The organism is Xylanibacter rarus (assembly GCF_001275135.1).
Taxonomy (GTDB): Bacteria; Bacteroidota; Bacteroidia; order Bacteroidales; family Bacteroidaceae; genus Prevotella; species Prevotella rara.
Genome location: NZ_LFQU01000035.1, coordinates 1 through 13,264 on the forward strand (window position 1 = coordinate 1; position 13,264 = coordinate 13,264).

At 39.9% G+C, this 13,264-nt stretch carries 12 protein-coding genes; 2 read left to right on the forward strand and 10 right to left on the reverse strand.

What is annotated here, in order from left to right:
• Positions 1–89: 89 nt before the first annotated feature.
• On the reverse strand, positions 90–683 hold the full coding sequence (locus ACU52_RS12790) for an OmpH/Skp family outer membrane protein (RefSeq protein WP_021854431.1): 594 nt from the start codon (positions 681–683) through the stop codon (positions 90–92).
• Between the two features lie 373 nt (positions 684–1,056).
• On the opposite strand from ACU52_RS12790, the gene ACU52_RS12800 reads away from it, so the two are divergent.
• Both ACU52_RS12800 and ACU52_RS15500 read left to right on the forward strand, forming a co-directional pair.
• A complete protein-coding gene (locus ACU52_RS12800; RefSeq protein WP_053399067.1) occupies positions 1,057–2,514 on the forward strand; it encodes an aminoacyl-histidine dipeptidase in 1,458 nt (485 codons plus the stop codon).
• 12 nt (positions 2,515–2,526) lie between these two features.
• Positions 2,527–2,889: a hypothetical protein gene (locus ACU52_RS15500; protein WP_053399068.1), complete on the forward strand. Its 363-nt coding sequence runs from the start codon at positions 2,527–2,529 to the stop codon at positions 2,887–2,889.
• 342 nt (positions 2,890–3,231) lie between these two features.
• On the opposite strand, the gene pyk is transcribed toward ACU52_RS15500, so the two are convergent.
• From pyk to ACU52_RS12850, 9 genes are all read right to left on the reverse strand, one after another.
• Positions 3,232–4,677 carry a pyruvate kinase gene (gene pyk / locus ACU52_RS12810; RefSeq protein WP_053399069.1) on the reverse strand — a complete coding sequence of 482 codons (1,446 nt, stop codon included), beginning with the start codon at positions 4,675–4,677 and terminating at the stop codon, positions 3,232–3,234.
• A 64-nt stretch (positions 4,678–4,741) separates the two neighbouring features.
• The gene (dinB, locus tag ACU52_RS12815) at positions 4,742–5,836 is read right to left on the reverse strand and encodes a DNA polymerase IV (protein WP_262503073.1); all 1,095 of its coding nucleotides are present in this window, start codon (positions 5,834–5,836) and stop codon (positions 4,742–4,744) included.
• Between the two features lie 30 nt (positions 5,837–5,866).
• Positions 5,867–6,817 carry a DMT family transporter gene (locus ACU52_RS12820; RefSeq protein WP_053399071.1) on the reverse strand — a complete coding sequence of 317 codons (951 nt, stop codon included), beginning with the start codon at positions 6,815–6,817 and terminating at the stop codon, positions 5,867–5,869.
• 78 nt (positions 6,818–6,895) lie between these two features.
• Entirely contained in the window at positions 6,896–7,876 is a 981-nt protein-coding gene (locus ACU52_RS12825; RefSeq protein ID WP_053399072.1) for an AMP-binding protein, read from the reverse strand.
• Positions 7,873–8,919 (reverse strand): o-succinylbenzoate synthase, encoded by a 1,047-nt coding sequence (gene menC / locus ACU52_RS12830; RefSeq protein WP_053399073.1) that lies wholly within the window; start codon positions 8,917–8,919, stop codon positions 7,873–7,875. Before menC ends, ACU52_RS12825 begins: the two co-directional genes overlap by 4 nt.
• 193 nt (positions 8,920–9,112) lie before the next feature.
• The gene (gene menB, locus ACU52_RS12835; protein ID WP_053399074.1) at positions 9,113–9,940 is read right to left on the reverse strand and encodes a 1,4-dihydroxy-2-naphthoyl-CoA synthase; all 828 of its coding nucleotides are present in this window, start codon (positions 9,938–9,940) and stop codon (positions 9,113–9,115) included.
• A gap of 2 nt (positions 9,941–9,942) precedes the next feature.
• The gene (menD, locus tag ACU52_RS12840; RefSeq protein WP_053399075.1) at positions 9,943–11,622 is read right to left on the reverse strand and encodes a 2-succinyl-5-enolpyruvyl-6-hydroxy-3-cyclohexene-1-carboxylic-acid synthase; all 1,680 of its coding nucleotides are present in this window, start codon (positions 11,620–11,622) and stop codon (positions 9,943–9,945) included.
• Entirely contained in the window at positions 11,598–12,671 is a 1,074-nt protein-coding gene (locus ACU52_RS12845) for an isochorismate synthase (RefSeq protein WP_053399076.1), read from the reverse strand. The genes menD and ACU52_RS12845 overlap by 25 nt, the downstream gene beginning before the upstream one ends.
• Complete coding sequence (locus tag ACU52_RS12850) at positions 12,664–13,089, reverse strand: PaaI family thioesterase (protein ID WP_053399077.1); 426 nt, start codon at positions 13,087–13,089, stop codon at positions 12,664–12,666. Before ACU52_RS12850 ends, ACU52_RS12845 begins: the two co-directional genes overlap by 8 nt.
• Positions 13,090–13,264 lie beyond the last annotated feature (175 nt).

Below are 13,264 nucleotides of genomic sequence, written 5' to 3' on the forward strand. Positions count from 1 at the left end.
AAATAGGCGAATGCCTCAGCAACAAAAAGACACGTTGAAAATGATCTTGGAATTTTCAACGTGTCTTTTCTATTTCACAAAATATTCTATTATTTCTTTTTAGCTACTGGTTTGTATGCTTTATTTAAACCTGCAATAACTTCGTTTGTTATATCATAAGTTTTGTCGGCATACAGAATGTTGTCACCAGCCTTACTCAAGATGAGAGAGAATTTCTTATCTTTGTTATATACAGCTAAATAGTGCTGGATACTATCGCGCAAAGCTTTATTAAATTTTTCTGTTTCAGCCTGGAACTCAGCACCTAATCTTTGCTGTAAAGCCTGTAAGTCCGCATTCTGCTTCTGCAAACCGGCTTGAACAGCTTCTGCCTGCTGCTGGGTATATTTATTGTTCTGTATATCCTGCTGGAATTTTGCGGCTGCTGCCTGAAGAGAACGTCCTTTGGCATTTACTGTATTTTGAATATTCTGGCTCTTCTTTTCAAGAATCAAAGAATATTCTTTGCAGAATTTATATTGAGACATAATTGAATCCACCTCAATATATGCAATCTTCATACCTGCATTTGCGGTGTTGGTAGAAGCCGACTTTTCTTCTACCTTTGGTGCTTGTTTGTTACATGAAGCCACAACGAGTGACATTAATGCAACAACAGCTGCTGAACGGATTAATTTTTTCATACCCATTATTGTTTTAAATTATTACACTGATTTATTCTTGTCCAATCTTTCGACATGTCTCCGGGCTTCTTTATCTTCATCCATTACGCAGTGTATTTTGTTCTTGCGCAAACCGGGATTATCACCCACGTGTGGAGACGAAAACTTCCCGTTCTTTAATAATATAAGCTTTATACAAAGCAATATTAAAGATATAGCAATTATTAACATGCCAAGAAGGAAAGTTTCTGCCATTTTTCTTATTTTTGCATGCAAAGATAATGCAATTCGGAGACAAAACAAAACAAACCCGTTTGTTTTTGCGGTTCTTATATTGCTTATTGTAAACAGAAATATTTATTTTTAATAAAATAACATAAATGTAGCAATAATAATGGAGAAAATTGAACTAAAGCCGGCAAGTGTCTTTGAGCACTTTGCACAGATCAACAAGATTCCACGTCCTTCAAAGCACGAGGAAAAAATGATTGAATACCTAAAGAATTTTGGTGAGTCAAGAAACCTTGAAACCATTGTAGACGAAACCGGAAATGTTGTAATAAGAAAGAAGGCTTCAAAGGGATACGAGAATAAAAAGACTCTTATCCTTCAGAGCCACATGGACATGGTTTGCGAGAAACTTGTTGATAAAGAAATCAACTTTGAGGAAGATCCTATTGAAACTTATGTTGATGGCGAATGGCTGAAGGCTAAAGGTACGACGTTAGGTGCAGACGATGGTATTGGCTGTGCTATGCAACTTGCCGTGCTTGATGACGACTCTTTGGAACATGGTCCTATTGAATGTGTATTTACAAGAGATGAGGAAACAGGCCTCACAGGCGCCAGTGGCATGAAAGAAGGATTTATGACAGGTGATATGCTCATCAACCTTGACAGTGAGGATGAAGGTCAGTTCTTCATTAGCTGTGCCGGAGGTATGACTACAGTTGCCACATTCAATATAGAAAGAGAAGAGGCTCCTGAAAATTATTTCTTCTTGAAACTTTCACTTCAGGGTTTGCATGGCGGACATAGCGGTGACGATATTAATAAAAAATTCGCAAATGGTATTAAGTTACTGACAAGGTTTATTTATATTATAAACGAAAAATATGGTGTAAAACTTGTTAGTTTCAATTCAGGACGTATGCACAATGCTATTCCTCGTGATGGTGTTGTTATTTTTGCTGTACCTGCTCAATACAAAGAAAACGTCAGTGTTGACCTAAATGTATTTACTGCTGAAGTCGAGGCTGAATTTCATGTTACAGAAAAGGAGATTAAATTTAGTCTTGAAAGCACAGATAAAGGGCTTGTAATAAAAGAGCCAGTAAATACAAAATTCATACAGGCTCTTCAGGCTGTAGACAATGGTGTTATGGCCATGTGTCAGGATGAAGCACTTGCATGGATGGTCGAAACTTCAAGCAATGTTGCTAGTGTAAATACTACAGAAAGCGATATAAAGATTGTCGCATCACAGCGTTCTAACGTAATGAGCAATCTTAACAATATGGGCAACACAATAAAAGCTTTGTTTGAGTTGGCTGGTGCTGAAGTTACCCAAGGGGACAAATATCCGGCATGGCAGATGAAGCAAGACAGTAAGCTCACCCAAATTGTTGTAGACACATACAAGAAGCTCTTTAACAAAGAACCGTTGGTAATCGGAATCCATGCCGGTTTGGAGTGTGGTCTGTTCTCAGAAAAATATCCGCATCTTGACATGGTATCAATGGGTCCGACTCTTAGAGGAGTACATTCTCCAGAAGAGCGCTTGCTTATACCTACAGTTCAAATGGTTTGGGATCATCTTTTGGAGATAATGAAGAACGTTTCCGAGAAATAACGCTTCTGCAGGATGAAACGTTATATTAAGATTATTATCATCTGTTCTATTACTCTTGTTGCTGTAAGTTGTGGAAAGCAGCATAAAGCAGAGAGTGCTGTTAAAGATTTTCTTGATCAAAACATGACGGCTGCCGACTATTCGATAAGCTTCAATAAAATTGATTCAACGAAGAATCTTACTGACAGTATGATAATTGTAATGAAAAATAGTGCGAAAAAAAACAGGCTTTTCAAGAAGAACATAGAATACGGAAATGGTAATAAGCCATATATATTTACAAAGGCCAGAATATGCAATGGCAAAGATACCGTGCCTTATACATTCTATCTTGATAACACATTAAAGAATGTCATCGCTTTCAAAATGCATTAGTGAGAAGATATTTTAAAGTGTAAATGGAATCTTGGTTCCTGAAATCTACATGAAGGATACATCAGAATTGGTGTATCCTTTTCTTTATTCTAAACCTTCAATAGAATTATGCTGTATTGTTGATTGCTTTTCAGCTACGTCAAGACGTATGGAAGATTAGAAAACAAATAAGACTAATAAAGTATATACAAGTAATGAATAGATGCATTTAAAAACGCTTGGATATGTTTTTCTATTTGCCATATATAGCACGCGTGGAGACAATCTTTTGTTGTCTCCACGCGCTTATATAAATTATGTTCAATATTTATCATCTGCAGATGTTCAAGACGAGCAATCTTATTATCTGGTCTTATTTGGCAGATGAAACTCATATGAGCGGTCGAATACTTCCTGTACTTTATTTATTTCCAAGAATGTGGTTCCTCCTCCCCTTCCAAAACTGCCACTCAGATAAGCTATCTTGTCTTCCATACGTAAGTAGCCTTTCTGGCGTAACATACGCAGAGCTGCAAGGAATTGCTCCTGTGCGCCAATCTGCTCATGTTGAGCAACAGGAATAACGCCATAGCTCAGTGCCAACCATCGCTGTGTCTTTTCCTTATAGCATATTGCAAGTACAGGGTTGGGACCTCTGAATGCAGCAAGGTTACGTGCAGTAAGACCTGTCTTACTGTCTGTAATTATACCCTTCACACCCAATCTTTCGGTCGCTTCAATTGCATTACGTGCCAAAAATTCTGTTACATCACAATTTTCACTGAGCGGAAAGTCGTAATCGTGGTCATACATCTTATCCTGTTCAGCTTGTTCTGCTATTGAAGCCATAGTTTTAACAGCTTCAACAGGATACTTTCCTGAAGCAGTTTCGCCGCTCAGCATCAATGCGTCTGTTCTATAATAAATAGCATTTGCAATATCTGTTACTTCCGCACGTGTCGGGCGCGGATTATTAATCATAGTATGAAGCATTTGTGTCGCAACAATAACAGGCTTTTTAGCTCTCATACATTTGTGAATTATCATTCGCTGTATTCCAGGAATCTTTTCAATAGGGACTTCAATACCTAGGTCACCTCGCGCTATCATGATTCCGTAAGACGCTTCTATGATTTCATCAATATTATCAACACCTTCCTGATTCTCGATCTTAGAGACAATCTTGATATCACTATTGTGTTCATCAAGAATCCTCTGAACTGCAAGCACATCTTCCTTGCTTCTTACGAAAGAGTGAGCTATAAAGTCGATATCTTCCTCTATTGCCAGTAGTATGTTGCGTTTATCTTTCTCTGTAAGTGCAGGCAGGTCAATATGAACACCTGGCACGTTAACACTTTTATTAGATCCTAACAATCCGTCATTTTGTACTTGTGCTACGACAGCAGGACCATTTATGCCGATTACCTTCATGTCTATCGCGCCGTCATCAAACAGGATGTCGTCTCCAACATGCACATCATTGGCAAAGTTTTCGTATGACAGATTTAATATATCGTGCTCCGTTTTCATTTCTGGACGTCCAAAAATTTTTACGACGTCTCCTGTCTTATATTCAATAGGAGCATCATTTCCCGTTGTTCTTACTTCAGGGCCTTTGGTATCAATCAGAATGCCAATATGCTTACTAACCGCACGTGTATTCCGTATTATCTGTTTTATTCCCTCAGGTGTGGCGTGTGCGGTATTCATTCGTACCACATTCATTCCTGCATCAAAAAGTTGGCGAATAAAATCAACGTCGCATCTGCGATCGCTTATAGAAGCTACAATCTTAGTTTGTTTCATAAATATACGGTTATATTACCTTGATTAGGTTGCAAATTTACAAAACAAATTCTATAAATGCAAGCTATTGTGCAGCAAAATCATCCCATTCTTTGAACTTAAGTTCTCCTTCAACCCATTCTTGACGTGTTTTTTCGTTATGCGGATTAGAGACTGATAGCCCTATTAGTCTTATCGGTTTAGTAGAATAATCCACCTGCTCAATAAGTTTTTTTGCTAAAGGAAGTATGATATCCTTATCAATAAGAGGTTTGAATGACGTTATACTTCTTGTTATCTGTATAAAATCGCTGAACTTTATTTTTAGCGTTAGAGTATAGCCACTGAATTTGCTTTTATCCAATCTTTCTGTCAATTCTAGAACTATATGGTATAGCTCAATATAAATGGCCGATTTTCGGTTAAGGTCAGTCAGAAAAGTTTGTTCACATCCCACGGATTTTCTTATTCTCACCGGTTCCACGATTCTTTCATCAATGCCACGTGCAAAATTATAATACATTTTTCCTGACTTTCCAAACACTTCAGTTAGATGATTAAGGGTGCATTGACGCAGCTGTTTTCCGTTAAAAATGCCCATTTTATGCATAATGACAGCTGTCTTCGGACCAACACCCCAAAACTTCTCTATTGGCAGAGTTTCCAGAAACATTAGTGCCTTTTCTGCTTTAACAGTAAATATTCCGTCAGGCTTGTTATAGTCAGACGCTATTTTTGCCAAAAACTTATTGTATGAGATGCCGGCAGACGCAGTCAGATACAGTTCGTTTTTTATCCGTTCCTTTATCTTTAGTGCAATCTCTTCAGCCGGCATATTATTGATATTATCAGTGACATCAAGAAAGGCCTCGTCTATTGACAGAGGCTCTATCTTATCGGTGAAATCGCAGAATATTTCATAAACCTGCATTGAGACAGACTTATATCTGTCATGGTCACTTGCAACAACGATTAATTGTGGACACAGCTTTTTTGCCTTAAATATAGACATTGCTGAATGTATTCCATATTTTCTGGCTTCATAACTTGCTGTAGACACAACTCCACGTGGACCATCAAAGCCTACTACTATAGGCTTTCCCCGCAATTCAGGATTGTCTCTCTGCTCAATAGAAGCAAAAAAGGCATCCATGTCGATATGAATTATACTGCGTTCCACCCAATTGTTTCCTTAAGTCACCTCATTTTTTTACAATCTCCATCTCCAATGTTTTACGACAACATGGCCAAGACGTCCGATAACTGTAGTTATTTTGTTTACAGTCAATGATTTCCCTGCTATAATAAAAAGTACAGCCACCAATATCATCAGCACTCCGGTAGCCATTCTTAATGTCAGCTGTTCGCCAAACATCACCACTCCAATCACAACGGCAGTCAATGGCTCTAATGCCCCCATTATAGCTGTAGGTGTTGAGCCTATTTCGTGAACAGCAACAACCATCAACAATAACGAAATTACCGTTGGGAATAATGCCAAAATCAACGCATAGAACCACATCTCTGGAGTCGTAAGCATTTGAATATAATTGTTTTGGTCACCTGCCAACGAATAAATGATGAGAGATATTACACCAAATAATAACACATAAAATGTGAGTTTGACAGAAGATATTCGTAATGGAGATTTGTTTACAACAATTATATATATAGCATAAGTTAAAGACGAAATCATAACAAGTATCACACCCGTGATATTCAACACATCCCCGTCATTTCCCTTATATAACAGAGCAATGCCGCTAAGAGCAAGAATTATCGATAATATAGTTATTATGGTTAATTTTTCTTTGAAGAATACGGTCATCATCACAGCCACCATCACTGGATAGACAAATAGCAGCGTACATGCTATTCCTGCTCCCATGTAATGGAAGCTCAAGAATAGTGTCAATGATGACATCGCAAACAATATGCCTAATGCCACTAATATTGATGTTTCTTTCTTTGTTATCGCAAATGACTGGCGCTTGAAAAGCATAAAAAGAGCCAATAACACCACGGCAAGTCCATATCTGAAGAACAATACCGTATTTGTATTTATGCCCTGCGAATAGAGAGGCAATGCGCCTAACGGATTTAATCCATAACTAACGGCAGCACCGATGCTGCATAATGTTCCTTTTAACTTTGAGTTCATAAGACGTGTTCGTTCCTTTACTGAATTACATGCAAATAATTAATAAACAAAATAGTCAGACAAATTTTACGGTTCTAATTATCCGGTTGTATTGTTCTCTGCGATTTCTGCAGCCAATCTGCGAGCCGTTTTTCCTGTCTGTGTGCGAGGTATTTCTTTCACACTTATATATATCTTTGGCTGCCAATATTTTGGCATATTGTCTTCGCATAGTTTCTTTATTTTCTCAATATCGTCGCTTTCAACGAGTATTGCGACAACCTCACCAAATTTATGGTCACTCTTTTTTGTTATAACATATGGTACGGTCAAATATTTCTTTAACAAGGCTTCCACTTCTTCTATCTGTATTTTTATGCCCCCGCTGTCTATGACGTTATCTTTACGTCCCAATATGCGAAAATGCCTGCCATCTTTCCCAATTTCAGCTATGTCATTCGTTATAATCCTCGAATCTGATACTTTTGGGGCGTCAATTACAAGGCATCCATCCTCATTTACACTCACATCAACACTTTCAAAAGGCGTATACCAACAGCTAGCCTCATTGCCATTAAGGCGTCTTAAGGCTATATGTGACAAAGTTTCAGTCATGCCATATGTGCTCCATACCGCATTTGGAAAATCCCTGAGCTCTCTCTCCATTTTATCGTCTATCGCTCCTCCGCCTATTATCAGGTGCTTTATCCGCATAAGTATTTCTTTTTCTTCTGGCACCTGCAGACTATTAAACACCTGCATAGGTATCATTGCAGCAAATACTGGAGCTTCGGTCATTCCAGACAATGGATGTCCTGACGGTTTCACGTTAATAAGTTTGAGCTTACGCACGATAGAGCGTACTACCACCATCTTACCGGCAATATAATCGAGAGGCATGCACAATAATGCTGTGTCACCCTCCTTTAGGTTCAGAAAGTCACAAGTTATGGTTGCGCTAGCTTCCATCTTGCATTTCTCAACCATCATAGGTTTCGGTTTGCCTGTTGATCCGCTTGTGTGCACAAGCATCATATCAGAATCATTGTTCCATTCGGTATAAAAATCATCAAGTGTCATTCTCTGTCTTCTGCCAATTTACGCCAAAGTTTATTGTCTCTTATTTCCAAAGGCATGTCTATGTTGTCTGTAAAGAGCATACCCGTGCCCAGTCCTTGCGGAATGGATATATCTGGTCCATACTCTTGAGCTGTAAGTTGTGCAATAGAGTTCAGCCCTATATTGCTTTCAAGAGCACTAGTAATCCATGTCTTTATGCCTTTGTCCGTAGCAATATCTATCCATTCCTTCACACCGTTTATTCCTCCATGTAATGAAGGTTTCAGAATAATGTATGCCGGTTTTATCACATTGAGCATATATTCTTTCATGTCCGGATCATTTACGCCAATAAGTTCCTCATCTAGTGCAATAGGCATTGGTGACTCACGGCATAGCTGAGCCATGTTGCCCCATTGATGTTGCCGTATGGGCTGTTCTATCGAGTGTATCGAATATTGTGAAAGTAGTTCCAGTTTGTACAGAGCATCATCAAATTTAAAACCACCATTTGCATCAAGCCTGATTTCCAGTTCATTATGCGAGAATCGTTCACGTATATGTTTAACCATATCAAGCTCCTTGTCAAAGTTTATAGCTCCTATTTTCAGCTTGATACATCTGAAACCTTGCTTTATTTTTTCGTCTATACGCTGCATCATTTCTTCGAAAGTTCCCATCCACACAAGACCGTTTATTGGTATTCCGGCTTCACCACGGCTAAACGGAGTATCATAGAAGTTGATACTGCCACATTCAAAATGTTTCAGCGCAGTTTCAAGACCAAACAGCATTGACGGATAATCACGCATTTCTTTATAATCTATTTGCCCCTCGTTCATGAACTTGTCACACATCTTGCGCAATGTCTCTTCATAATCAGGACCATAGTCACAGCTTAAGTCTGGCAGTGGTGCACACTCGCCAATACCTTTATGTCCCGACATATCCGGTGATGTAAGTTCCAGCAGCCACGATAGCCTTGTCATATACACTCCACGTGAAGTGCCGGCTGGTTGCTTAAAATGAAATGTACGTGGTATAATCTTTATCTCGTATCTCATACGTAACTTTAATTTTCGGTATTAACTTATAGTCATCATTATCTTTTGTCCTGTCAGCCATATGTTTTTTATTTATAAAACAGATTTGGTATAATTACTTATGGTTGTTTAATTCCGGTTGCAGTATGCACATATAGATGCATACTGCAACCGGAATTAAACAACCATAAGTATTTATATTACGACTATCTGTTTATGGCAGTTTAGGATATTTCTTGAAGTCAGGCTTACGCTTTTCAAGAAAAGCTTTTCCGCCTTCCTGTGCCTCATCCAAAAAATAGTAGAGCATTGTAGCGTCTCCTGCCAATTCCTGTATTCCCGCCTGTCCGTCAAGTTCTGCGTTTAGTCCGGCTTTAATCATGCGCAAGGCCAACGGGCTGCGTTCCATCATAGTCTCAGCCCATTCTACACATGTATCCTCCAACTTGTCAAAAGGAACTACACAATTAACAAGTCCCATACGCTCAGCTTCTTCTGCTGTATATTGGCGGCACAGGAACCATATCTCTCTTGCCTTCTTCTGTCCTACTATGCGTGCAAGATATGAAGCTCCAAATCCGGCATCGAACGAACCAACCTTAGGCCCTGTCTGTCCGAATATTGCGTTCTCACTAGCAATAGTCAAGTCACACACCACATGGAGCACATGACCGCCCCCAATGGCATAACCGTTAACCATGGCAATAACAGGCTTAGGCAGAGAACGAATTTGTTTTTGAACGTCAAGTACATTTAGGCGCGGCACACCGTCTTCTCCTACATATCCGCCTCGCCCCTTAACATGCATGTCTCCTCCAGAGCAGAAAGCCTTGTCGCCCGCACCTGTTAATATAACAACGCATATATCCTGAGCTTCGCGACAGTAGGCAAAAGCCTGACTCATTTCAAATGTTGTCCTAGGAGTAAACGCATTTCGATAACGCGGACGGTTAATGGTAATCTTTGCAATACCATTGTATTGTTCAAACAATATTTCCTTAAAGTCGAATCCCTTTATTGGTTCCCAATTTCTCTGTGCCATATTTATTTTATATTTTTTACTAATTCACTTAATGCATTACTATCATCAGATATGTCCGTAAACACCTCAAGCAACATCGGGCGTTTTGCATCCGAGGCGAGCAGCATGGCAATGCCAATGCGCAACTCTTCTGCATTACGTGCAGACATATATCCTATATCATTTTGTGTGCATATACCTTGAGCAGTTGTCATATGGCATGCCGCAACAAGTTTTTCGCACGCATTACTCTCTTTCAGTCCTTTCAAGTTGTAGAATATTCCACCACCGCCATTGTTCAGCAGCAACATACGGAAGTTGCCTCTAAGATTTGTGTTCCATAAGGCATTTTGGTCATAAAAGAAACTGAGATCACCTATCACACAGAAAACCATATCGCGGCATGCAACAGAAAATCCTGCTGCTGTTGACAAGCTACCTTCTATACCGTTTACACCGCGGTTACACCATACATAATGATCTGAATATATGTCAGCCAAGCGGACGGCCGAACTGTTGGCATAATGCACGTGATATTCATAGTCCATGTCTGCCAGTGACTCTTCAAATATTTTTACAGCAGACATCTGAGAGTATTGCGGATCATAAGCGGCAATTTTTTCGTCTATAATCTTGATCTGTTCATGCCATATATGTCTAAACTCAGCGTTGTCAAGGTCAGACACGCCGTCTTGCATACCCTCTGTTTCGTTTATCATTTTGGCCAATGCCGTCAGTGCCTCTTTATAGTCGGCCTCAATAATCCCCGTAAGATGCATAAAAGTGTCGTGTATCTCACGATCTTCACTTATAGCCCAGCTTTCAGCTGGATGCGACAGACGTAGAAACTTTTTCAGACGTTTGCTCACCATATTGTCGCCTAGAAAAAGAATAAAGTCAGGCATATAGCGCTCGTCTTTTCCTATACGTGACAGCATCAAGTCAAAATGTGTAATAACGTCAGATGCCAGTGTCTCTGATATCGTTACAACTTTACGTCCTATAGTCTTTATGGCATCAGTAACTTCACTGTTTCTGGTTCTTGTCTGTCCTACTATAATCATAGGCTTATGTGCTGCCTGAATCCGTTCTGCAATCGTTCTTAAAGCGTCTAAATTCATTACAGATGGCATATAGCTTATTTTACGCTCAAGCGGCAGTTCCTGTTGAGTGAAGTTAAACAATGGCTCGTTGATATGTACGTTAATATGCACAGACTTTCTTTCGTGTGTCTTCACAGCAATAAGAGCCTCATTCACTACTCTGTTGCAATACCAGTGCTCTTGTTCATTATTTGGCTCTGACAGCGATACGCATTTGCTCACATATTTACCGAACGCACCGCTCTGAGGCAGCGTCTGTCCGTCAAGCTGATCAATCCACTCCAACGGACGGTCTGCTGATATAACAATTATTCCCCTATGCCGATAGGATGCTTCTGCCACTGCCGGAACGACATTAAGCAATGCAGTGCCTGAAGTAACACACACAGCCACAGGACTATTATCAGCCAAAGCCATACCTAAAGCATAAAAGCCTGCACTGCGCTCGTCTGTTACAGGGTAACATATTATGTCGGCACATTCGTTAAAATTGTGCACTATGGGCGCATTTCTTGACCCAGGACACACTACCACTCGTTTCACCCCGTGTGCAACAAGCAATGAGGTTAGTATATTTATATTCTTCTTATCGCTAAACATCGTCTCATTGTATCCATTTTGGCTTCTGTTTCAAGCCATTCTGTTTCTACTTCACTTTCACTTAACAATCCACCACCGGCATATAGTTTGCAGCATCTGCCTTCTATCTGCATGCATCGTAATGTCACAAAGAGATGTGTGGAGCCTTCGTAGTTCAGCGGTCCTGAAAAGCCGCTATAATATCCTCTGTCACCGCTTTCATTATCTAATATAAACTTGTAGGCTTCTTCTTTGGGCAGTCCGCATACTGCAGGCGTTGGATGAAGTGTCTTTATAAGATTTCCTATACCTGCATTGGCATTCAAGTTAAATCTGAAATGTGTGACAATATGTATCAGCTGACCGGCCACAAGTGTCTGTGGTTTTGCTTCATCAACCTTTGGGGTAAAACACCGCAGGCGCTCTCGTATATAATCGGCAACATATTGCTGTTCGTGTATGTTTTTTTCGTCCCACACATCGTATATATTCCGGTTTTGCATTTTCTGTACTTCCGACTCGTCTACAATACCAATACGTTTTGTTCCGGCTAAGGCCACTGTATGCCATTCTTCTTCATGTCCTTCAACCAATGTCTCTGGCGTTGCCATGAGCCATGTTCCGCTGTAAGGTGTAGATACAAGCGCTATAAATTCATTTGGATATATACGGCAAGCTCGTTTGAATATCAATTCCGGGGTAATATCTTCACAAGCATTTTCCACACTATTTCTCGCCAATACAATCTTCCGAAATGTTCCTTTACATATTTGGGAATGAAATTTGTTGAAATCAGTTTTATACTGCCTATGCTCTTTGTCAATGTCACGATTGCTAAAAGCCAGCGACTTATGCTTACTACAATCATCAATCTTGCAAGTTTCAGTCTCGTCGGGTCTTATCAGCAGCAACGGATGCTTTTCAGACATCATAAACGGTGAAAAGACAAAACCCGTCCTTCCGTTTAAATCTGCATATGACGGCAATATTTCAGCTTCGCCGTCACACTGTCGCATAATGGTGTAGGTTGTCTCATGCGGCAACCTGTACATGACAAAGCTATTATTCATCAGTATGATTTTTTGGAGTAATGATATAGTTGGTAACATGTACGGTAGAGATGAGCCCGCCTGACGAATCGGTTATATCAACATCCCATACATGCAGTTTATGTCCTTTGCTGACAAGTCGTGCCGTAGCCGTAACAGTATCACCTTCTGCCACCGCCTTGACATGATTACCGCTGACACTTATGCCCACACATATTTTGTCGGGGCACAAAGCCAACGACCCAACTCCGGCAACATTTTCAGCCAATGCTAGTGAGGCACCGCCACTAAGGAAGCCGAAGGGTTGGCGATTACGTTCGTCAACCGTCATCGTTGCCTTGCATATATCGTTCTCTGGCGTAGAGACAAAATCCATACCTAAGGCGGTCGACAGATTCGGACGCCGCTCTATCAGTCGTTTCACTGCTTCAACATCCATAGGCGCTCCTGTCGTGCTATTTAAAGAACATATAATAACATGCCGCAAGAACGGCTAGTATTATGATAAAGAAGATTGTCTTCATAAGACAACCCGCAACTTTCTTGAATATAAAAATGCCTACAATGAGCGCAATAATACAAAAAATATAATATCCAAAATTTTCCATTTTCAA